This window comes from Acidovorax sp. GW101-11A03 (genome assembly GCF_059424825.1).
This window is the reverse complement of record NZ_JBWKZU010000043.1, coordinates 1-19,621: the sequence shown is the minus strand read 5'-3', so window position 1 is coordinate 19,621 and position 19,621 is coordinate 1. Positions and strand designations below refer to the sequence as shown.

Below are 19,621 nucleotides of genomic sequence, written 5' to 3'. Positions count from 1 at the left end.
GCGCTGCGGGGATTTTAGGCGGTCAGGGCCCGGCGCTGGCGGGCCACCCACCAACGCGTGTCAGCGCGGTAGGGCCGGGGATGCAGGCGGGGTGGGCGTGGCCGCCGGTTCGGCCACAAATCCAATGCGCTGCAGCCCCGCCAGATGGGCCGCCCCCATGACCTCGACCACGCGGCCATAGGGCACGGCAGCATCAGCGCGCAGCTGGATTTCGGTGTCGGGCCGCTCGGCGCCAATGCGGCGCAGGCGCTCGGCCAGGGCGGTTTGCGACAAAGGCTGGTCATCCAGAAAGGCCTGGCCCGAGGCGTCCACCACCAGGGTGACGAACTGCGGCGCCGTGCCCGGTGTGGCGCCTTCGGTGCGGGGCAGGTCCAGCCGGATGGAGCTGGCCAGCAGTGGTGCCGTAAGGATGAAGATGACCACCAGCACCAGCATCACATCCACCAGGGGCGTCATGTTGATGTCGCTCATGGGCTGTGGCCCGGGGGTGCGTTCGAGTCGTCCGAAGGCCATGGCAGAAGCGAGCGTCTGGAATTCAGGTCTTCGCATCGGCGGGTTGCGCCGTGTCGATGAGCAGCTCGCGCAGATCACGTGCAAACCCTTCCAGGTCGGCCTCAATGCGGCCAATGAGGCGGCCAAACACGTTGTAGGCCAGCACGGCTGGAATGGCGACGGCCAGCCCGGCCGCCGTCATGACCAGCGCCTCGCCCACGGGGCCGGAGACGCGGTCAATGGTGATCTGCCCCGCGCCTGCCATCGCCGTGAGCGCGTGGTAGATGCCCCAGACCGTGCCCAGCAGCCCCACAAAAGGCGCCGTGGAACCCACCGTGGCCAGCAGCACCTGACCAAACTGCAGGCGCCCCAGCACGTCATGCAGGGCATCGCGCAGCACGCGGGTGAGCCGCTGGGACAGGCTGCCCGCGCTGGCGAGCGAGGCCGGGGCACCGGGAACGGAATGGATTGCTATCGAATTTGCAGCAACCACCAGAGGCAGGACCAGCGCAGAGCGGTCAAAAGCCTGCAAACGCTGCGCGGCGACATCCATGGAGGGCGCCTGCCAGAACGCCGCTGTGCAACGCGCCACATCGGCCGTGGCTCGGCGCATGAGCCGCAGCTTCCAGACGATGACCACCCAGCTCGCCACCGACATCGCCAGCAACACCAGGGCCGCGCCCTGGGTCACGGCATCGCCCTGGCGCCACCAGTGGAGGGCGTCCATGAAAATCGACGGATCAGTGCAAGCCCAGCACGTCGAACATGTCGAACATGCCGGTCTTGTGGGCCTTCAGGAAGCGCACGGCGCGCAAGGCGCCCTGCGCATACGTGGCCCGGCTGGAGGATTTGTGCGTGACCTCGATGCGCTCGCCAATGCCGGCAAACAGCACGGTGTGATCGCCCACGATGTCGCCCCCACGGATCGCAGAAAAGCCGATGCTGGAGGGGTCGCGCTCGCCCGTCACGCCTTCGCGGGCGTACACGGCGCAGTCCTTGAGATCGCGGCCCAGGGCTTCGGCAATCACCTCCCCCATCTTGAGCGCGGTGCCCGAAGGCGCATCCACCTTGTGGCGGTGGTGGGCTTCGATGATCTCGATGTCGTAGCCGGTGGCCATGGCCTTGGCAGCCATCTGCAGCAGCTTGAGCGTGACGTTCACGCCCACGCTCATATTGGGCGAGAACATGATGGCGGTGCGCTGTGCGTAGGCGTCAAGTTCGGCCTTTTGCGCATCGGTAAAGCCGGTGGTGCCGATGACGGCCTTCACGCCCAGCTGGCTGCACACGGCCAGGTGGGCCAGCGTGCCTTCAGGGCGGGTGAAGTCGATCAGCACGTCGGCGTTCTTGAGGCCTGCCGCGATGTCGGCCGTGATGGCCACGCCACTCGCATGGCCCAGAAAGGCGGTAGCGTCCGAGCCCACGGCGGGGCTGGCGGCGATGTCGAGTGCACCGGCCAGCACGCAGTCGTCGCTGGCGCGGATGGCTTCGATCAGCATGCGGCCCATGCGGCCCGACGCGCCGGCCACAGCCACGCGGCAAGGGGTGGTCACGGCGGCGGGTGTTGGTGTCCCTGTCATGAGAATCCTGTTCGGTTGGGTGGCAGCTCAGGGCTCACACCCTGTGCTGCGGGGGGCCACTGGCGTCAGCGCGCAGGCGCGTCGAGCGGCGGGTAACTGGTGGGGGCAGGCGCAGTGGTCGCAGCTGCCGGTGCCTGGGCGGGCCGTGCGGAAGGCGGGTATTTGGCCAGCTGCTCCGGCGTGGCTTCCAGCGTGGGCACCTTGCCCTTGGCGCCGTCCCGGGCCCCCAGCGTGGCGACGAACTCCGTTTCGGAAGGCATTTCGTCGCCCTCGGAGCGGTCCAGCACATCGCCCTTGAAGAACGCCGTCAGCTTGCGGGTCTGGATGTCTTCCCCCGGGCGCTTGAGGGTGAACACATACTCCCAGCGGTCGGCATGGAACAGGCTGGTGACCAGGGGCGTGCCCAGGATTTCGCGCACCTGCTGGCGGCTCATGCCGGGCTGCAGGGCTTGTACCTGCTCGCGCGACACAAAGTTGCCCTGCACCACATCGACCTTGTAGGGCTTCACGATGCCGGCGATGCGACTGCTGGCGCCATCGAGGCTGCCACAACCGGCCAGGGCGGCCATGCTGGCGCCGATCAACAGGACCAGGCCCAGGCGGGCGCTGCAACGGGCTTTGACGGGCATGGGTAAAAGGGCTGAGGATATGATCGCCGCATTGTAGCGGCTGCCCCCCAGGCCTTGAGGTGGGGGCCAGCACCCGAAGGAGCATGCCATGACCAATATCGACGAACTCAAAAGCACGGGACTCAAGGCCACGCTGCCCCGCCTGAAGATCATGGAGATCTTCCAGAAAGGCACGCAGCGCCACATGACGGCCGAAGACGTGTTCCGCGTGCTGCTGGAGGAGCGCTCGGACATTGGCCTGGCCACCGTGTACCGCGTGCTCACGCAGTTCGAGCAGGCGGGCATCCTGATCCGCAGCAACTTCGAAAGCGGCAAGGCGGTGTACGAGCTCAATGAGGGCCAGCACCACGACCACTTCATCTGCACGTCCTGCGGCAAGGTGGAGGAGTTCTACGACGCCGAGATCGAAAAGCGCCAGCACGCCGTGGCCAAGGCCAAGGGCTGGCTGGTGCAGGACCACACGATGGCGCTGTACGGCCAATGCGCCGCCTGCGCGAAAAAAGGGTAACCCCCTGAGTCGCTTCGCGCCATCCCCCTGAAGGGGGACGCCCCCAGCGCGGCGGGGCGGCCCTTGCGCGGGAGCACTGGCGTCGGGCGCGCCAGTTTTGGAAGGATTGTGGTCTGAATAGCCGCCAGCGCCTATCCATCAAGCGCAAGCAGCTATCAAATAAAGAGCAAACTACCCCCCCGTGTCGCGCTCCATGGCGCGACGGTGGCGTTCGACGAATTCCTGGTAGGTGTCGATGCCGCGCAGCTGCAGGATGGTGTTGCGCACAGCGGCTTCGACCAGCACGGCGATGTTGCGGCCGGCCACCACCTGGATCACGACCTTGAGCACGGGCACGCCCAGCACGTCCTGAGTGAGCGGCTCGTAGGGCAGGCGTTCGTAGTCGCGCTCCAGCGTCTCTTTGCGCACCAGGTGCACGATGAGCTTGAGGCGCATCTTGCGGCGCACGGCCGTCTCGCCAAAGATGGCGCGGATGTCCAGGAGGCCGATGCCGCGCACTTCCAGCAGGTTCTGCAGCAGCTCGGGGCATTTGCCCTCGATGGTGGTCTGGTTGATACGGAAGAAGTCCACGGCATCGTCGGCCACCAGGCCGTTGCCGCGCGAGATCAGCTCCAGGCCCAGCTCGCTTTTGCCCAGTCCCGATTCGCCGGTGATCAACACCCCCAGGCCCAGGATGTCCATGAACACGCCGTGCATGGTGGTGCGGTCGGCAAAGTGCTTGGACAGGTAGGCACGCAGCACGTCGATGACAAACGCCGACGACTCATGCGTAGAGAACATCGGGATCTGCGCACGTTCGCACATGGACACCAGCGCATCGGGGGCAGTCTGGTTGTCGGCCAGCACCAGCACGGGCGGCTCCAGCGTCACGATGCGCGCAATGCGGCGCTTGCAGTCGTCGGGCGACGCGTTGCTGAGGTACGCGATTTCGCGCTCGCCCAGTATCTGGACGCGGTAGGGATGGATGTAGTTGAGGTAGCCGACCAGATCGGCCCCGGACCGCGCAGAACGCACGGCCACTTCGTCAAACCGCCGCTCCGATGCCCCCAGGCCCGCGACCCACTCCCATTTCAGGAGGCCGCGGAATTCCTCGAAAAGCACATCGGCACTGACAACATTGGGCTTCACGGCGGGTCAGTGCTCAATCAAATCAGAGGAGGGGCAACAGCGCGTGGGGTGGGCAATCAGGCGGTCTGTGTGGACTGCCAGCCTGCAATCATGCCGTGCAGTTCGGCGGCATCGGTGCAGGCCTTGAGCTTTTCGCGCAGGGCCGAGTCGCTCAGCAGCTCGGCAATTTCAGAGAGGATTTCCAGGTGCTTCTGCGTGGCCGCCTCGGGCACCAGCAGGAAGATCAGCAGCCCCACAGGCAATTCGTCAGGCGCGTCAAAACCAATCGGATTGAGCAGCTGGAACACCGCCGCCATGGGCGCCTTGAGCCCCTTGATGCGCCCATGCGGGATGGCCACACCGTGGCCGAGCCCCGTGGAGCCCAGCCGCTCACGCGCAAACAGGCTGTCGGTGATCAGCGCACGCGAGAGGCCGTGCTGGCTTTCGAACAGCAGACCCGCTTCTTCAAAAGCACGCTTCTTGCTGGTGGCGTCAACGCTCACAAGCACTTGAGCGGAGGGCAGGATGGAGGCGAGTCGGTTCATGGTGAAGGGTAACAATTATGCACATATTGGCAGAAACCCTGAGCGCCAGGGCCTGGGCAACAAAAAACCGCCCGAAGGGGCGGCTGCGATGCCAGGCTCAAGGCTGGCGCATCAGGCGTGCAGTTCGCGCTTGGCGGCTTCGTGGTGGTGGTCCTGCAAACGGTCCTTGTGGCGCACCACCTGGCGGTCCATCTTGTCCACCAGCTCGTCCACGGCGGCATAGAGGTCTGCGTGGGAGCTTTCAGCAAACAGGTCGTTGCCCTTCACGTGGATGTTGCATTCCGCTCGCTGTCTCTTTTCCTTTTCCTTTTGCTTCTCTACCGTCAGCAGTACCTTGACATCAACAACTTGGTCAAAATGGCGGGTGATCCGATCCAGCTTGGTGGTGACATAGCTGCGCAAGGCGGGGGTAACTTCGAGGTGGTGACCGCTGATCGTCAAGTTCATAAATAAGTCTCCTGTAGCTCTCGGTGGGAAAAACGCCGCCCTGGATCAGAGGAGCGGCTCGGCGAACTTGGATGCATCCGTTGACGTGAGTTCACTATGCCCCCGCCCTCCCCGAAAAGCAATCCCATACCGCCCCGGCCCGCTGGGTTATGCCTGCCCAGGTGCCAAGCCCCCAAAAAGCGCGCACAATGGGCGAGTTCGCAGGGGGCTGAAACCGCCACCCCGCCGCCCAAGCCCCTCTAGCGCGCCGCAGGGGTGGCCCCATGCAGGTGCAGGCGCCCCACCACCCACATCGACAGCACACCGGCCGCAATGCCCACCAGGGCCGCCACCCAGTAGTTTTGCACCAGCCCCTGCGCATCGCGGCTGATCAATACCCCGCCCACAAAAGACGCCACCCCCATGGCGGCAGACTGCACCGACGCATTCAGGGTCATGAACGTGCCCCGCAAGGCGGGCTGCGCCGCCGAGGTGACGATGGCCATCCCCGGAATCATGCGCCCGCTCACGAAGGCAAACATCAGCGTGGACACCAGCAACACGCCCCCAAGCGGCAGCCCCTGGCACAGCGTGATCCCGAGCAGGCACGGCACCGAGGCCACCACCAGCGCACGGAAGGTGCGCACCTTGCCCCAGCGGTCGGTCCAGCGCCCAAACCAGCGCGCCGTGAACAACGTGGCGATGCCCCCGCACAGATAGGCCAGCGGAATCTGGTCCGCCCGCACCCCGGCATTGGCCTGCATGTAGATGGTGATGTAGGGAATCACCGTGAACCCCGTGGACACCAACAGCGCGGAGTACACAAAGGCCCAGCGGTGGTTGGGGTCGGCCAGCACCTGTGCAATGCCCGAGAGCGCCGAGCGGCCACCGGCCGCCTGCACATGGGCCGTCAGGGGCGGCAGGGTGCGGGCGGCCTGGATGGCCAGCACCCCGACCAGGGCCGCGATGGCGATGAAGGGCAGGTTCCAGCCTCCATGCTCGGCCAGGATCAGCCCCAGGGGCACGCCCGCCACGGTGGACACCGCAAACGACGTCATGACGATCCCCATCGCCCGCCCCCGCCGCTCGAACGGCACCACATCCGCCACGATGGTCTGCGACAGGGCCGACAGCACGCCACCAAACGCCCCCGCCAGGATGCGCGCCGCCATGAGCGTGCCGTAGGTGGGCGCCACGCCGCAGGCCAGCGTCGCCAGCCCGAACAGCACATACAGCACCAGCAGCAGCCGCTTGCGGCCGAAGCGGTCGATGTAGGTGGACGCGAGCAGCCCCGATGCCCCAGCCGACAGCGTATAGGCCGACACCAGCAGGCCAAACTGCGCGTCGCTGATGGCGAACAGCCGCGTGAACTGCGGCCCGAGCGGCATCATGATCATGAAGTCGAGGATGTGGGTGAACTGGATGCCCGCCAGGGTCAGCAGCAGCCAGAGTTCGCGGCGGGGAGTGAGCGCAGGGGCAGTCGTGGTGGACACAGGCAAAGGCCGCAGGTGGCCCAGTCAAAGTCAGGGCCGCACAGTGTGCCCCAAGGACGCCCCCCTCGCGCACCCCGCGTACCACGCAGCCTCCGCCGCGTGCGCCCACCCCGTTTTTGCCCGCACCCGGGGCCTTGCAGGCGCGGCCGGGCCCGGCGCGTAAAATCCGCAGGTTGCGCCGGGTCCCGCCCACAAGCGCTTCGCCCCACCCGTTCTTCTTCGGATTGCCCGCTGCGGATATCGACCGCCCACACCGACACCATGACCCAGCCCAGCTCCAACGCCCTGCACACCTCTGCCCTCACGTCGCTGCCCCTGCTGGCACGCGGCAAGGTGCGCGACAACTACGCCGTGGGCGACGACCGCATCCTGATGGTGGCCAGCGACCGCCTCTCGGCCTTTGACGTGATCATGGGCGAGCCCATCCCCGGCAAGGGCGAGCTGCTCACGCAGATGGCGCTGTTCTGGTTCGACAAGCTCGGCCACATCTGCCCCAACCACCTCACCGGCGACGCCCCCGAGAGCGTGGTCAAGCCCGAGGAAGTGGCCCAGGTGCGCGGCCGCTCGATGCTGGTGCAGCGCCTCAAGCCCATCCCGGTGGAAGCCGTGGTGCGCGGCTACCTAGCTGGCAGCGGCTGGAAGGAGTACCAGGAATCGCGTTCGGTCTGCGGCGTGCCGCTGCCCGAAGGCCTGACCAATGCGGCCAAGCTGCCCGAGCCCATCTACACGCCCGCCGCCAAGGCCGCTGTGGGCGAGCACGACGAAAACATCACCTTCGAGCGCACTGTGGAGATGATCGGCCTCGACCTGGCCACCCGCATCCGCGACCTGAGCATCGCCATCTACCAGGCGGCTGCTGAGATCGCGCTGACCAAGGGCATGATCATTGCCGACACAAAATTCGAATTCGGCCTGGCGCCCGACGGCACGCTGGTGCTGATGGACGAGGTGCTCACCCCCGACAGCTCGCGCTACTGGCCCGTGGAAGGCTACGCCGACGCGCTCGCCCAGGGCGCCAACCCGCCCAGCTACGACAAGCAGTTCGTGCGCGACTGGCTGGAACAGGCCAAGGTGGGCGGCAAGCTCTGGGACAAGACCGCACCCGCACCGCGCCTGCCCCAGGAGGTGATCGAGAAGACGGCGGCCAAGTACCGCGAGGCGCTGGAACGGCTGACCTCCCGCTGAACGGCGGGCGCCGTCGGCGCCTAGCCCCGGCCCCCTCACAGGGCGGTCAGTCCAGCAACGTCTCGGCGGACTCGAAGCGCAGCAGTGCCTGCCCTTCGCCGCCCCGCAGCACCAGCTGGGATCCTTGCTGCCGAAAGCTCTGCACCGCCAACAGCGCCTCGAAAAAACGCGTTTCCATCCCGCTGGCCTGCAGGCACAGTGTGATGTTGGAGACGAGGCGCTCAAAACGCAGACGCCCGCCTTGCAAAGCGTAGTCCGCCAGGAACCGGTTGCACCCGCCCGAGCCCGCCACCCGTGGCTCATCCGCTTGCAACACCAGGTGTGGGGTAACCGCCCCCTCGGGCGGGCGCCCCACGGCCTCGCCCTCTATCTCAACCAGCCGCCAGTAGGTCAGCACCAAGGGCGCACTGGCTTCCACCGTGGCGGCGAGAGGTGGCAACCGCTGCAACTGAACATCCACGCGGCGAAACGCGGCGTCCTGCGGCACCGGATGGCGCTTGTCCGTCGCCAGCAGCAGGCGCCCCTCCAGGGTCACCGTGGCGCGCACCTCGTAGCGGCCCTTGGGCACAAACCGTGACGAAGGATAGGGAATCCAGAGCGCAAAAGGCGCCTGCCCGGCAGGGGTGCTACGCTGGCGCCCCAGCACCACCGGGGGCATGTCAGGGTGGGTGACATCCAGCAGCGTGGCCTCGAACACGGCCTCCGGCGGCAGCACCACGCGCTCTCGGGCCAGGGCCACGCCCGAAACAATGGCATCGGGAGCAGGCGGTCGGCCAGCGCACCCCAGCAGGAGGCTGCAGCACAGTGCCGCAGCGCACAGCCGGGCGATCGCCGCGCGATGCAAGCCTCCTGCCAGCAGGGGCCGACTCGGCAACAGCATCCCGGTGGTGAACGCCTGCACGCCGTTCAACCCCTCCCCCGTCCGCAGGCTTTCAGCTCAGCACCACGCTCGACAACCGGCGCCGGTACGTGGCCACCACGGGGTCTTCGGGCGGGATCTGGCCCTCGGCCACCTTGGGCTTGGGTGCCTCGATGATTTCGAGGATGGCCACATAGGTCTTGCGGGCGGCTTCTTCATTCCAGGCCTTGTCGCGCATGAGGATTTCGAGCAGTTCGTCCATGGCGTCGGTCCAGCGTTGCTGGGCCATCAGCCAGCGGGCACGGGCGTAGCGGGTGTCGAAATCGCGTTTATTGGCAGTGATTTTTGCCTCAAAATCGGCCTCTGCGCTCACTCCATATGCGCTATTAGCTACAAAATCAATAGCATCCATCCAGGCCTTCAGCGCGCCGAGCTTGCGCGACACGGCGGCTTTGGCGATCACAGGGGCAAACGCAACCTTGGCATCGTCCTCGCGGCCCAGCTGCAGCAGCAGCTTGACGTAGTCAAAGCGTGCATCGTCGTTGGAGGGATCGGTCACCACCGCGTGCTGCAGCTTTTCGAGGGCCGTGCCCGTGTCGCCATCGGCGAGGGCGTCCTGGGCTTCTTCCTCCTCGGCTTCGGCCGCCATTTCTTCGGCAGTGGGCACATGCTTGTCGAGGAAGGCGCGCACCTGGCCTTCGGGCAGGGCGCCCATGAAGCCGTCCACGGGCTGGCCGTTCATGAGCAGCACGCAGGTTGGGATGCTGCGGATGCCGAACATGCCGGCCAGCTGCTGCTCCTGGTCGGAGTCGATCTTGGCAAGCTTGAAGCGGCCCGCGTATTCGGCTTCGAGCTTTTCCAGCACCGGGCCCAGCGACTTGCAGGGGCCGCACCAGGGCGCCCAGAAATCGACCAGCACGGGCACGTTCATCGAGGCGGCAACCACCTCGGCTTCAAAGTTCTCTACGGTGACGTCAATCATGATGGATGGTGTCCGGGCCAAGGCCGGTGGAGCTGGTGGGTTCGCGCTATTTTGGCGCATGGAAACAGCCCCAGGCCGGGCAGGGAGGCGCAAAAAGTAAAATCGCGGGTTCCACCCACAGCGGTGCGGCAGGCCCTGCGCACTGCCGCCGCCCCCAAACCACCATGAAACCCATCCAGATCGGCGTGGTCATGGGTTCCAGCAGCGACTGGGACACCATGCAGCATGCAGTGCAGATTCTTGAACAGTTCGGCATCGCCCACGAGGCCCGCGTGGTCTCGGCCCACCGCATGCCCGACGACATGTTCGCCTATGCCGAGGCCGCAGCCAGCCGGGGCCTGAAGGCCATCATCGCGGGCGCGGGCGGCGCTGCCCACCTGCCCGGCATGATCGCCGCCAAGACCCCCGTGCCCGTGCTGGGCGTGCCCGTGGCCAGCCGCCACCTGCAGGGGGTGGATTCGCTGCACAGCATCGTGCAGATGCCCAAGGGCATCCCGGTAGCCACGTTTGCCATCGGCACGGCGGGCGCTGCCAACGCGGCCCTGTTTGCCGTGGCCCTGCTGGCCAACGAAAGCCCCGAACTGCGTCAGCGCCTGGAAGCCTTCCGCGCCGAGCAGACCGAGGTGGCCCGCAACATGACCCTGCCGCCTGCTGCATGAGCGCCTCCACCACGCCCCTCTTGCCCGGCAGCACGCTGGGCGTGCTCGGTGGCGGCCAGCTGGGCCGCATGTTCGTGCACCAGGCCCAGGCCATGGGCTACTTCACTGCCGTGCTCGACGCCGACCCCACCAGCCCTGCCGGGCTGGTGAGCCACCACCATATCCAGACCGACTACGAAGATCCGCAGGGCTTGGCCGCGCTGGCCCGCGTGGCCGATGCGGTGACCACCGAATTCGAGAACGTGCCTGCCGCCGCGCTGGCCACGCTGGCTGCGCAGCGCCCGGTGTCGCCGGCCGCCAGCGCGGTATCGGTGGCACAGGACCGCGCGCGCGAGAAGGCCCATTTTGTGGCCTGCGGCGTGCCCTGCGCGCCTTATGCGGTGATCGAGACGGCCCAGCAGTTGGCCGCCGTGTCCGCCGACCTCCTTCCCGGCATTCTGAAAACCGCCCGCATGGGCTACGACGGCAAGGGCCAGGTGCGTGTGAAGACCACCGCCGAACTGGCCGCCGCCTGGGATGCGGTGGGCAAGGTGCCATGCGTGCTGGAGAAGATGCTGCCGCTGGCGCTGGAATGCTCGGTGATCGTGGCGCGCGGTGCTGATGGCGCCATGGTGCACCTGCCCGTCCAGCGCAACCTGCACCGCGATGGCATCCTGGCCGTGACCGAGGTTTACGAAGAAAATCTGCCTTCTGCGCTGGCTGCACAAGCGGTAGCAGCTGCGAAATCTGTAGCAGAAGGTCTGCAGTACGTGGGCGTGCTCTGCGTGGAGTTCTTCGTGCTGCAGGACGGCAGCCTGGTGGTCAACGAGATCGCCCCGCGCCCGCACAACAGCGGCCACTACAGCCAGAACGCCTGCGATGTGTCGCAGTTCGAGCTGCAGGTGCGCACCATGGCCCGCCTGCCGCTGACCCAACCCCGCCAGCACAGCGCCGCCGTGATGCTCAACCTGCTGGGCGACCTGTGGTTTGCCCAAAGCGACACCGAACAGACGCCCCCGTGGGACCAGGTGCTGGCCCTGCCCGGCACCCATTTGCACCTGTACGGCAAGCGCGATGCCAAGCGGGGCCGCAAGATGGGCCACCTCAACGTGACCGGCGCCACACCCGAAGCCGCGCGCGCCACCGCCTTGAAGGCGGCCGCCCTGCTGGGCATTGACGCGTTCTGACCATGATCCTTGACGGCAACGATCCTTCGGCCATCGCCGCCGCAGCGCGCGCGGTGCGCAGTGGCGCCTTGCTGGGCCTGCCCACCGAAACCGTGTACGGCCTGGCCGCCGACGCCAGCAGCGATGCGGCCGTGGGGCAGATTTTTGCGGCCAAGGGGCGCCCCAGCGACCACCCGCTGATCGTGCATGTGGCCAATGCCCAGGGCATTGCGCACTTTGCCAGCGAAGTACCCGGCTTTGCGCAGAAGCTGGTCGATGCCTTCTGGCCCGGCCCGCTCACGCTCATCCTGCCGCGCCTGCCCGGCGTGGCCACGGCCGCCACCGGCGGGCAGGACAGCGTGGGCCTGCGCTGTCCGGCGCACCCGGTGGCGCACGCGCTGCTGGAGGCCTGCGCGGCACCCATCGACGGCACTGACCAGGGCGGGCCGCCCGTGTGGGGCGTGGCCGCCCCCAGCGCCAACCGCTTTGGCCGCGTGAGCCCCACCACCGCCCAGCATGTGCAGGACGAGCTGGGCGCCGACCTGCTGGTGCTGGACGGCGGCCCCTGCTGCGTGGGCATTGAAAGCACCATCGTGGACTGCACCCGTGGCGTGCCCGTGCTGCTGCGCCCCGGCGCCATCACGCGTGCGCAGATCGCTGCGGCCTGCGGCATTGCGCCGCTGTCCAAGGAAGACCTGCCCGCCCTCACCCCCCGCGCATCGGGCACGCTGGAGGCCCACTACGCCCCCGCCGCCAAGGTGCGGTTGATGGACTCCAAGGCCTTGCAGACCAGCCTGGACCTGCTGGGCGCCGACGCGGCCCATATCGCCGTGTATGCCCGCTCTGCGCTGCGCTCGCACTCGTCCCGACTCGTACTGCGACGCATGCCCGACGATGCCACCGCCACCGCCCAGCAGCTGTTTGCCGTGCTGCGCGGCTTTGACGACGAGGGCGTGAAGCTCATCTGGATCGAGACCCCCCCTGCCAGCCCGGATTGGGAAGGGGTTCGCGACCGACTGCAGCGAGCGGCGGCGGCCTGATCGGCCACGCAGGCGCTGCTTTACATGCGTTGACTTTGCGTCGTTAAACTACTCCCCACTTTTCTGGAGAAATACATGGCAGCAAATTGGATGCGCCGCACCGTCATGGTCGCCGCATGTGCATCGGCCGCGTTGCTCGCGGCCTGCGGTTCCAGCACCACTGAATCGGCCATCACGCCCCAGCGCTTCATCGCGTTTGGCGATGCCATGAGCGATGTGGGACAAAACGGCTCGCGCTACACCGTCAACGACGGCAGCGTCAACAACTGGACCCTGCAAGTGGTCGCCAACTACGGCAAGACCCTCACCCCTGCATCCGCAGGCGGCACCAGCTATGCCACGGGCAACGCCCGCGTCAGCGCCAAGCCCGACGCCGCAGGCAACGCCAGCACCCGCACCATCACCGAGCAGATCGACGCCTTCCTGGCTGGCGGCAGCTTTGCCAACACCGACGTGGTGATCGTGAGCGGCGGTGTCAGCGACGTGATCGCCGGCATGGCCGCCGTGACCGCAGGCACACAGACCGAGGCCGCCATGGTGGCCGCTGCGCGCAAGGCGGGCGAAGACCTGGCCGCCCAGGTGCGCCGCCTGGTCGCGGCCGGTGCCAAGTATGTGGTGGTGACTGGCACCTACGACCTGAGCAAGAGCCCCTGGGCCAAGTCGATTGGCCGCGAAGCCCTGCTGACCGACGCCAGCAGCCGCTTCAACGATGGCCTGCTGGTGGGCATCGTGGACCTGGGCGCCAACGTGCTGTACGTGGACTCGGCCTACTACGTGAACCTGTACACCAGCGTGCCCGGCAACTACGGCTTCAACAACGCCACCACGGCCGTGTGCACCTCGGTGGACGCGAACAACGGCATCGGCATCGGCGCAGGCAAGGTCAACTCCGCCCTGTGCAACAGCTCCACGCTGCTGTCGGGCGCCAACCAAGCGTCGTATGTGTTTGCCGACTCCGTGTACCTGACCCCGTCGGCCCAGCGCCAGTTTGGCACCTACGCCTACGACCGCCTGCGCGCACGCTGGTAACAGGACTGGATTCCTGGCCGCCGCGCGCGGATGTGCCAGGGCTGCAGCCACAAAAAAAGCCGACCCGGGGGTCGGCTTTTTGCTTTGCACCACGGGGGTACAGGGCCCAGGGGGCCCCAGGCGGTTTACTTGACCGTGTCGAACACGGCACGGGCCTGTGCGTGGCAGAACGGTGGCTCGTAGGTGCCGTGGTAGGCGCCGTAGTAGGTGGCAAAGGCCGCCGAGGTGGGGTCGGTCGGCGCCTTGCCGCCCGGGCCGAAAGTAGCCTGGATGGCGGCGTCCACGTCCACCGAACTCACGTTGGTCAGGCCCCGGCTGTCGAAGTCGGCCTTCATGACGGCCTGGTGCACTGCGGGGGGTACCGTGGGGTCGCCCGCACCGCCGCACAGCAGCACGCGCGCCTTGGGGCTCCAGCCGAGCAGGTCGTTCTTCTTGGCCGCCAGGTACAGCGGGTGGGTGGTGCTGGTCTGCGAGCCCGTGATGAAGTCGGACTGGAACAGCGCATCACGTGCCTGGTTGGGCGTGCCCGCAGGCAGGGTGCCCGAGGTGACCAGTGTGGTGTAGGTCATCGTGGGGTTGGGCAGCAGGTTCTCGATGTAGCCCGAGTACGGCGCCTTGAAGACCTGCTTTACATCGGTGTACACATTGCCATAGACCTTCTGCCACGAGGTCACGAGGTAGGGCACGAAGAACTGCACGCCCGCAATCGCATCGGGGATGCGCAGCGAACCCGACAGGTTGTAGGGGCCCGCCAGGTGGGCGCCCGCCACCACGTTGAATTCCGAGCCGTAGTCGCGCTCGGCGGCACGGTGGGCCGCCATCGACGAATGCCCGCCTTGCGAGTACCCCGTGAACATGACCTTGCCCGACAGGTTGGCCCCCACGGTGCCTGCTGCGTTGCGCGCCGCACGCACCGAGTCGATCACCGACGTGGCTTCGGAGTCGGCATGCAGGTAGGGGTGGTAGCTGTAGGTGGACTTGGCAAAGCCCAGGTAGTCGGTGGCCACCACGGCATAGCCCTGGGCGGCGTACATGGCGGCCAGCAGGAAGGTTTCGGAGTCCTGCGGATTGGCCAGCGTGCGGGGCTTCTGCACATCGGTGCCTTTGGCATAGGCCACCAGCGGCGCTGCCGTGGTGCAGCTGCCACCGGGCACCAGCATCACGCCCGATGCATTGGTGTTTTCGCCGCTCTTGGCGCCCACGGTGGCGTAGTTCAGCGCCACCACCTTCACATCGCACTTGGCCTTGCCGGTGAGGGCCTGCAGCCCCGCGCTGGACGTGCTGGCGTCGATCTGCGCAGCGGTCAGCGTGGTCACCGTGGCGGGCGGGTCAATCAGTGCACCACGCACCGGGTCGTCGGAGCCCCCGCAGGCAACCAGCACAAGCGCAGCGGCGGCAACACAGGTAAGACGGAAGTAGTTCATGGATGGGTCCCTCGGGTCAGTGAAAAACGATGCATCGTGCGCGCACCTGCGCTGCAGCATCCATAGGGGATAACGCGTGAAACCGGGCCCAATGACACCTGCGCGACAGCCGCCGCCGGGTGGCCACCCGGATCAGCCCGGGCCACGCACACCGTAGCGGACCTTCATGACCAAGATGGTGCCCGCCAGCGCCAGCGTGATGGCGTTGGCGACCACGATGGGCCAGGCGGCCAGGGCCAGCCCGTAGACCAGCCACAGCGCCACCCCGGCCGTGAACACGCTGTACATGCCCAGGGAGATGCCGCTCACGTCCCGTGTGCGAAAGGTCTGCAGTGCCTGGGGCACGAAGCTGCAGGTGGTGAGGGTGGCGGCCAGATAGCCGATGAGTTCAGGGAGTTGCATGGTGGGCGGGGCAGCCGGGCTGCGCCGGGGGTTGGGTTGTCCGGTCACTGGTCGCGCGCGGTCCAGTCGATGAGGCTGTCGAGCACGGGCCGCGCGGCGCCCGCGCTGGCATGGTTGACGACCGCCACCAGCACATAGCGGCGCCCGCTGGCTGCGTGGACATAGCCCGCGATGGCCATCACGTCGCGCAGGCTGCCCGTCTTGAGGTGGGCGGTGCCCGCGCGGCTCTGGCTGCGGCGCAGCGTGCCATCCACCCCCGAGATGGGCAGCGAGGCCAGCAATTCCGGCATCGACGGGGATGCCCAGGCCAGCTGCAGCATGCGGGCCAGCGCCTGGGCCGTCAGGCGGGCATCGCGGCTCAGGCCGGCGCCGTTGTCCACCTGGGGCAACTCCACGTCGCCCAGGCGGCCCTGCCACCACTGGCGCAGCGCCTCGCGCGCGCTGTCGTAGGTCGCCACGCCGTTCTTCTGCAGCGCCAGGGTCAGGAACACCTGCTGCGCCATCACGTTGTTGCTGTACTTGTTCACATCGCGCACCACCTCGGCCAATGCGGGGGAGGTGACCACAAACGCGGGCTTGAGGCCCGCAGGCACCTTGCCGTCGCGCACCGTGCCGGTGAGCTTGCCGCCCAACTCGCGCCACATGCCCTCCACCGCCCGCGCCGCAAAACCCCGGGGGTCGGCCGCGGCCACGGGCCACACGCGCTCGCCACAGGCGGCCGGGTACACGCCCTGAAAGCCCACCTTGGCAGGGTCGGACAGTTCGGCCCGCAGGGCGCCCCGCCAGTCGCCACATTCGGTGCCCGGCGCCGCCAGCGCCACCGTGGCCTGGCGCTGCACGCCCGCCAGCGGCGGGTCGTACTGGATGCGCGCCAGCCCGGCGGCCACGTCGGGCACAAAGGTCATGACCGACGACTTGAAGTTGAGCAGCAAGGCATCGGGCGCGGCGTTGTAGGGGCGCAGTGGCTCGCCATCGAAACGCGCCGGATCCTGCTCGGGCAGGTCGAACGCCGTCCGATCCAGCACGATGTCGCCCACGATGACCTGGATGCCCTGGCCCTGCAAGCGCCGCATCAGCAGCCACAGGCGCTCCATGACGAGTTTGGGGTCACCCTGGCCCTGGATGTAGACATTGCCACGCAGGCTGCCGTCCTGCACCGAGCCCTGCAGATAAACCGGGGTGTTCCACACATAGGCCGGGCCCAGCTGCTCCAGCGCGGCGTAAGTGGTCACCAGCTTCATCACCGATGCCGGGTTGACGGGCACCTGGGCACGGTGCGCAAGGCGGGGGGCGGTGCGCGCACTGCCCTGCGCATCGACCACCAGCACCGACAACGCCTCGCGGGGCAACCGGGCCCGGGCCAGGGCGGCCTCCACCTCGGCGGGCAAGGGGCTGGGCGAGGGCGCCGGTGCCTGGGCGCCTGCGCCCCCTGCCAACGCCAGCCACAACATGGCCCCCAGCAACACACCACGCGGCGCGCAAGAGCGCCAGACAACAGGAACAGACAGCATGGCGGGAGTCTATCGCCCGCTACCAGGCCGCCCACGCGCCCCCACCACCAACGCCGTCTGCAGCGGCCACCGATAATCCCCCCATGCGTTTTTCTCCTCGCGCCGTGGGCCTGCTGGCAGCCGTTGTGACGGTCACCATCTGGACGGGCTTCATCGTCATCGCCCGTGCCTCGGCCCAGCGCACGCTCACGCCGCTGGACATTGCCCTGCTGCGCATCACCGGCGCCAGTCTGGTGCTGCTGCCCTGGGGCTGGTGGATGGTGCGGCGGCGCGTGCAGGCTTTGGGAGCATCCGCCCCGCCCTCCAGCCTGGCGGGCATCTCGCCCCTGCCGCTGCGCACCACGGCCCTGCTGGGGCTGTTTGGCGGCCTGCTCTACGCGCTGCTGGCCTATGCGGGCTTCTTCCATGCCCCGGCCACCCATGCCTCGGTGCTCATGCCTGGCAGCCTGCCGCTGTGGACGGCGCTGCTGGCCGCCTGGCTGCTGCGCGATCACATCACGCCCCTGCGCGCCGCCGGGCTGGCGCTGATCGTGGCGGGCGACCTGCTGGTGGGGGGGCGCAGCCTGCTGGCGGCCTTCTCGGGCGGTGATGTCTGGAAGGGCGACCTGCTGTTCATGCTGGCCGCAGCCTGCTGGGCCACCTACAGCGTGCTCGCGCGGCGCCACGCGGTGGACGCGGTGCAGGCCACCATCGCCATCACGGCGTTTGCGTGCCTGGTGTATGCGCCCGCCTACGCCCTGCTGATTGCGCTGGGCGCGGTCACCAGCCACCTGGCCCAGGCGCCGTGGACCGAGATCGCCTTCCAGATGGCATTCCAGGGCGGGGGCTCGGTGGTGGTCTCGGGCATTGCGTTCACGCGCATGATCCAGCACTTCGGGCCGGTGCGCTCCACCATGATCACCGCGCTGGTGCCCGGACTGTCGGCCATGGGCGCCGTGCTGTTCCTGGGCGAGCCCATGCACTGGAGCCTTGTCGCCGGGCTGCTGCTGGTGACCGCCGGTATCCTTGTGGGCGTTCTGCGCGCCAGCCCGGCCCCGACAACCCCGGCCAACACGGCCCCGCGCCGCGCCGTTCCCTGACCCCACGCCCCCCGCACATGCACCAGACACCCCCCGGCCCATGAACCTGCTCGCCTTCGACACCAGCACCGACACCCTCTCCATCGCCGTACAGCACGGCGACGGCGTCTGGCAGCACCAGGGGCCTGGCGGCGCACAGGCCTCGGCCACGCTGATTCCTGCCATGCGCGCTCTGATGGAGCAGGCGGGCCTGTCGTTCGACACGCTGGATGTGATCGCCTTCGGGCGGGGCCCGGGCTCGTTCACCGGCCTGCGCACCGCCTGCGCCGTGGCCCAGGGGCTGGCCTTTGGGGCGCGCGGCGGCCGGGGCGTGCCCGTGCTGCCCGTGGACACCCTGCTCGCCGTGGCCGAGGAAGCCCGCCAACAGCATGGCTGCACCCAGGTGGTGGCCGTGCTGGATGCACGCATGGACGAGGTCTACCACGCGCGTTGCCAATATGTGCCGGGATTGCAGGCAGCCAGCGGCCAATGGGTGGCAGACGCCGACTTTGGCCTGGGCAAGCCTGAATCCGTGCAGGCGCCCGCAGGCTGGACGGTGGCCGGCAATGCCCAAGCACCCTATGGCGAGCGGCTGGCGGCGGGCGCCCGCCATGTCGCCGCCCTGCCCACCGCCACCGCACTGCTGCGCCTGGCGCCCGCGCTGATCGCCGCCGGGGCGGCCGTGCCCGCCAGCGACGCGCTGCCGCGCTACATCCGCGATAAAGTGGCGCAAACCACCGCCGAACGCGCCGCGCTGCGCGCCGCCCAGGCCGTGGCCACACCCCCGAGCCCCGCATGAGCGCCTTGCCCACCCCTTCTTCCACGGCCGCAGCCGACACGGCCTCGGCCCGCCCCGAGGCGCGTTTTGAAGCGCTCACGCTGGACCGGCTCGACGCCGTGCTGGCGGTGGAGCAGCGCGCCTACTCGCACCCCTGGACGCGGGGCAACTTCACCGACGCCCTGGCCTCGGGCTACCAGGCGCAGGTACTGATGGCAGGCGACCACCTGCTGGGCTACTTCGTGGCCATGATGGGGGTGGATGAGGTGCACCTGCTCAACATCACCGTCACCCCCGAGTTCCAGCGCCAGGGCTGGGCGCGTGTGCTGCTGGATGCGCTGGCCCTGTGGTCGCGCGGGCGCGGCGCGCAGTGGCTGTGGCTGGAGGTGCGTGCCAGCAACCTGCGCGCCCAGGCCATCTACCAGACCCACGGCTTCCGCCGCGTGGGCGACCGCAAACGCTACTACCCGGCGGACCATGGCCAGCGCGAGGACGCCGTGGTCATGAGCCTGGGGCTATAACCCCACCGGCCCTCGCCCGCCCGCCTGCCCGCCAAGAACCCACCGATTGCCCGCCTGTATGAGCCTCCACCTCGATGCGCGTCAGCGCGCCATGCTGCAAGAAATGGGGGTCACCGTGTGGGGCCCGCCACCGGCCCCCCCGGCTCCCCCCGCTGCCGCCCCTGTGGAGGCCCGCCTCCCGGCCGCCCCCCAGGCAGCCCCCCTGCCCGCCCCGCCCCCCGTCGTTGCGGCACCCCGCAGCGCACTGCCGC

General features: G+C 68.2%; 22 protein-coding genes and 1 pseudogene. 10 read left to right on the top strand and 13 right to left on the bottom strand.

The window, feature by feature from the left end; translation table 11 throughout:
* Positions 1 to 60 precede the first annotated feature (60 nt).
* The 4 genes from AC07Z7_RS17395 to AC07Z7_RS17380 all read right to left on the bottom strand — a co-directional run bounded on the left by AC07Z7_RS17395 (position 61) and on the right by AC07Z7_RS17380 (position 2,698).
* Complete coding sequence (locus tag AC07Z7_RS17395; protein ID WP_094291830.1) at positions 61 to 513, bottom strand: ExbD/TolR family protein; 453 nt, start codon at positions 511 to 513, stop codon at positions 61 to 63.
* Between the two features lie 22 nt (positions 514 to 535).
* Complete coding sequence (locus AC07Z7_RS17390) at positions 536 to 1,219, bottom strand: MotA/TolQ/ExbB proton channel family protein (RefSeq protein ID WP_494767044.1); 684 nt, start codon at positions 1,217 to 1,219, stop codon at positions 536 to 538.
* A gap of 13 nt (positions 1,220 to 1,232) precedes the next feature.
* On the bottom strand, positions 1,233 to 2,069 hold the full coding sequence (dapB, locus tag AC07Z7_RS17385) for a 4-hydroxy-tetrahydrodipicolinate reductase (RefSeq protein ID WP_094291832.1): 837 nt from the start codon (positions 2,067 to 2,069) through the stop codon (positions 1,233 to 1,235).
* Positions 2,070 to 2,134: 65 nt separating this feature from the next.
* Complete coding sequence (locus AC07Z7_RS17380; RefSeq protein WP_494767043.1) at positions 2,135 to 2,698, bottom strand: outer membrane protein assembly factor BamE; 564 nt, start codon at positions 2,696 to 2,698, stop codon at positions 2,135 to 2,137.
* Between the two features lie 88 nt (positions 2,699 to 2,786).
* Here AC07Z7_RS17380 and fur point away from each other — a divergent pair, with 88 nt between their 5' ends.
* Positions 2,787 to 3,206, top strand: coding sequence for a ferric iron uptake transcriptional regulator (fur, locus tag AC07Z7_RS17375; RefSeq protein ID WP_094291834.1), 420 nt, complete (start codon positions 2,787 to 2,789; stop codon positions 3,204 to 3,206).
* Positions 3,207 to 3,377: 171 nt separating this feature from the next.
* Here the strand turns inward: fur and hprK are convergent, their stop codons facing one another.
* The 4 genes from hprK to AC07Z7_RS17355 all read right to left on the bottom strand — a co-directional run bounded on the left by hprK (position 3,378) and on the right by AC07Z7_RS17355 (position 6,777).
* Positions 3,378 to 4,334: an HPr(Ser) kinase/phosphatase gene (gene hprK / locus AC07Z7_RS17370; protein WP_063461725.1), complete on the bottom strand. Its 957-nt coding sequence runs from the start codon at positions 4,332 to 4,334 to the stop codon at positions 3,378 to 3,380.
* A 56-nt stretch (positions 4,335 to 4,390) separates the two neighbouring features.
* A complete protein-coding gene (locus AC07Z7_RS17365; protein ID WP_063461724.1) occupies positions 4,391 to 4,858 on the bottom strand; it encodes a PTS sugar transporter subunit IIA in 468 nt (155 codons plus the stop codon).
* Between the two features lie 111 nt (positions 4,859 to 4,969).
* Positions 4,970 to 5,305 (bottom strand): ribosome hibernation-promoting factor, HPF/YfiA family, encoded by a 336-nt coding sequence (hpf, locus tag AC07Z7_RS17360; RefSeq protein ID WP_063461723.1) that lies wholly within the window; start codon positions 5,303 to 5,305, stop codon positions 4,970 to 4,972.
* A 239-nt stretch (positions 5,306 to 5,544) separates the two neighbouring features.
* A complete protein-coding gene (locus AC07Z7_RS17355) occupies positions 5,545 to 6,777 on the bottom strand; it encodes an MFS transporter (RefSeq protein ID WP_494767042.1) in 1,233 nt (410 codons plus the stop codon).
* A gap of 261 nt (positions 6,778 to 7,038) precedes the next feature.
* Here AC07Z7_RS17355 and AC07Z7_RS17350 point away from each other — a divergent pair, with 261 nt between their 5' ends.
* Positions 7,039 to 7,962 (top strand): phosphoribosylaminoimidazolesuccinocarboxamide synthase, encoded by a 924-nt coding sequence (locus AC07Z7_RS17350; protein WP_252658160.1) that lies wholly within the window; start codon positions 7,039 to 7,041, stop codon positions 7,960 to 7,962.
* 46 nt (positions 7,963 to 8,008) lie between these two features.
* Here the strand turns inward: AC07Z7_RS17350 and AC07Z7_RS17345 are convergent, their stop codons facing one another.
* Positions 8,009 to 8,842, bottom strand: a complete 834-nt coding sequence (locus tag AC07Z7_RS17345) for an META domain-containing protein (RefSeq protein ID WP_494767041.1) — start codon at positions 8,840 to 8,842, stop codon at positions 8,009 to 8,011.
* A gap of 52 nt (positions 8,843 to 8,894) precedes the next feature.
* Positions 8,895 to 9,803, bottom strand: coding sequence for a thioredoxin (gene trxA, locus AC07Z7_RS17340; protein ID WP_494767040.1), 909 nt, complete (start codon positions 9,801 to 9,803; stop codon positions 8,895 to 8,897).
* 164 nt (positions 9,804 to 9,967) lie between these two features.
* On the opposite strand from trxA, the gene purE reads away from it, so the two are divergent.
* From purE to AC07Z7_RS17320, 4 genes are all read left to right on the top strand, one after another.
* On the top strand, positions 9,968 to 10,462 hold the full coding sequence (gene purE, locus AC07Z7_RS17335) for a 5-(carboxyamino)imidazole ribonucleotide mutase (RefSeq protein WP_015016135.1): 495 nt from the start codon (positions 9,968 to 9,970) through the stop codon (positions 10,460 to 10,462).
* On the top strand, positions 10,459 to 11,628 hold the full coding sequence (locus AC07Z7_RS17330; RefSeq protein ID WP_494767039.1) for a 5-(carboxyamino)imidazole ribonucleotide synthase: 1,170 nt from the start codon (positions 10,459 to 10,461) through the stop codon (positions 11,626 to 11,628). Before purE ends, AC07Z7_RS17330 begins: the two co-directional genes overlap by 4 nt.
* 2 nt (positions 11,629 to 11,630) lie before the next feature.
* Positions 11,631 to 12,647 (top strand): L-threonylcarbamoyladenylate synthase, encoded by a 1,017-nt coding sequence (locus AC07Z7_RS17325; RefSeq protein ID WP_494767038.1) that lies wholly within the window; start codon positions 11,631 to 11,633, stop codon positions 12,645 to 12,647.
* Positions 12,648 to 12,722: 75 nt separating this feature from the next.
* The gene (locus AC07Z7_RS17320) at positions 12,723 to 13,676 is read left to right on the top strand and encodes an SGNH/GDSL hydrolase family protein (RefSeq protein WP_252658155.1); all 954 of its coding nucleotides are present in this window, start codon (positions 12,723 to 12,725) and stop codon (positions 13,674 to 13,676) included.
* Positions 13,677 to 13,801: 125 nt separating this feature from the next.
* On the opposite strand, the gene AC07Z7_RS17315 is transcribed toward AC07Z7_RS17320, so the two are convergent.
* The 3 genes from AC07Z7_RS17315 to dacB form a co-directional block, all read right to left on the bottom strand.
* Positions 13,802 to 15,100, bottom strand: a complete 1,299-nt coding sequence (locus tag AC07Z7_RS17315; protein ID WP_094291839.1) for a lipase family protein — start codon at positions 15,098 to 15,100, stop codon at positions 13,802 to 13,804.
* A 132-nt stretch (positions 15,101 to 15,232) separates the two neighbouring features.
* Entirely contained in the window at positions 15,233 to 15,502 is a 270-nt protein-coding gene (locus tag AC07Z7_RS17310) for a SemiSWEET transporter (protein WP_252658154.1), read from the bottom strand.
* A gap of 44 nt (positions 15,503 to 15,546) precedes the next feature.
* On the bottom strand, positions 15,547 to 17,013 hold the full coding sequence (gene dacB / locus AC07Z7_RS17305) for a D-alanyl-D-alanine carboxypeptidase/D-alanyl-D-alanine endopeptidase (RefSeq protein ID WP_494767037.1): 1,467 nt from the start codon (positions 17,011 to 17,013) through the stop codon (positions 15,547 to 15,549).
* Between the two features lie 83 nt (positions 17,014 to 17,096).
* Between dacB and AC07Z7_RS17300 the strand changes: the two genes are divergently transcribed.
* From AC07Z7_RS17300 to AC07Z7_RS17285, 4 genes and pseudogenes are all read left to right on the top strand, one after another.
* A complete protein-coding gene (locus AC07Z7_RS17300; RefSeq protein WP_494767036.1) occupies positions 17,097 to 18,092 on the top strand; it encodes a DMT family transporter in 996 nt (331 codons plus the stop codon).
* Between the two features lie 40 nt (positions 18,093 to 18,132).
* Positions 18,133 to 18,870, top strand: a complete 738-nt coding sequence (gene tsaB / locus AC07Z7_RS17295; RefSeq protein WP_494767035.1) for a tRNA (adenosine(37)-N6)-threonylcarbamoyltransferase complex dimerization subunit type 1 TsaB — start codon at positions 18,133 to 18,135, stop codon at positions 18,868 to 18,870.
* Positions 18,867 to 19,370 (top strand): ribosomal protein S18-alanine N-acetyltransferase, encoded by a 504-nt coding sequence (gene rimI, locus AC07Z7_RS17290; RefSeq protein WP_252658150.1) that lies wholly within the window; start codon positions 18,867 to 18,869, stop codon positions 19,368 to 19,370. Before tsaB ends, rimI begins: the two co-directional genes overlap by 4 nt.
* A gap of 58 nt (positions 19,371 to 19,428) precedes the next feature.
* Positions 19,429 to 19,621, top strand: a pseudogene (locus AC07Z7_RS17285) (uracil-DNA glycosylase family protein); the annotation flags it as partial.

Coding starts and splice junctions, on each gene's coding strand:
- dacB (WP_494767037.1), bottom strand. CDS start 17,013: ATGCTGTCTGTTCCTGTTGTCTGGCGCTCTTGCGCGCCGCGTGGTGTG.
- hpf (WP_063461723.1), bottom strand. CDS start 5,305: ATGAACTTGACGATCAGCGGTCACCACCTCGAAGTTACCCCCGCCTTG.
- AC07Z7_RS17330 (WP_494767039.1), top strand. CDS start 10,459: ATGAGCGCCTCCACCACGCCCCTCTTGCCCGGCAGCACGCTGGGCGTG.
- AC07Z7_RS17315 (WP_094291839.1), bottom strand. CDS start 15,100: ATGAACTACTTCCGTCTTACCTGTGTTGCCGCCGCTGCGCTTGTGCTG.
- tsaB (WP_494767035.1), top strand. CDS start 18,133: ATGAACCTGCTCGCCTTCGACACCAGCACCGACACCCTCTCCATCGCC.
- fur (WP_094291834.1), top strand. CDS start 2,787: ATGACCAATATCGACGAACTCAAAAGCACGGGACTCAAGGCCACGCTG.
- AC07Z7_RS17390 (WP_494767044.1), bottom strand. CDS start 1,219: ATGGACGCCCTCCACTGGTGGCGCCAGGGCGATGCCGTGACCCAGGGC.
- trxA (WP_494767040.1), bottom strand. CDS start 9,803: ATGATTGACGTCACCGTAGAGAACTTTGAAGCCGAGGTGGTTGCCGCC.
- rimI (WP_252658150.1), top strand. CDS start 18,867: ATGAGCGCCTTGCCCACCCCTTCTTCCACGGCCGCAGCCGACACGGCC.
- AC07Z7_RS17320 (WP_252658155.1), top strand. CDS start 12,723: ATGGCAGCAAATTGGATGCGCCGCACCGTCATGGTCGCCGCATGTGCA.
- AC07Z7_RS17300 (WP_494767036.1), top strand. CDS start 17,097: ATGCGTTTTTCTCCTCGCGCCGTGGGCCTGCTGGCAGCCGTTGTGACG.
- AC07Z7_RS17365 (WP_063461724.1), bottom strand. CDS start 4,858: ATGAACCGACTCGCCTCCATCCTGCCCTCCGCTCAAGTGCTTGTGAGC.
- AC07Z7_RS17310 (WP_252658154.1), bottom strand. CDS start 15,502: ATGCAACTCCCTGAACTCATCGGCTATCTGGCCGCCACCCTCACCACC.
- AC07Z7_RS17345 (WP_494767041.1), bottom strand. CDS start 8,842: ATGCTGTTGCCGAGTCGGCCCCTGCTGGCAGGAGGCTTGCATCGCGCG.
- AC07Z7_RS17325 (WP_494767038.1), top strand. CDS start 11,631: ATGATCCTTGACGGCAACGATCCTTCGGCCATCGCCGCCGCAGCGCGC.
- dapB (WP_094291832.1), bottom strand. CDS start 2,069: ATGACAGGGACACCAACACCCGCCGCCGTGACCACCCCTTGCCGCGTG.
- AC07Z7_RS17380 (WP_494767043.1), bottom strand. CDS start 2,698: ATGCCCGTCAAAGCCCGTTGCAGCGCCCGCCTGGGCCTGGTCCTGTTG.
- purE (WP_015016135.1), top strand. CDS start 9,968: ATGAAACCCATCCAGATCGGCGTGGTCATGGGTTCCAGCAGCGACTGG.
- AC07Z7_RS17350 (WP_252658160.1), top strand. CDS start 7,039: ATGACCCAGCCCAGCTCCAACGCCCTGCACACCTCTGCCCTCACGTCG.
- AC07Z7_RS17395 (WP_094291830.1), bottom strand. CDS start 513: ATGGCCTTCGGACGACTCGAACGCACCCCCGGGCCACAGCCCATGAGC.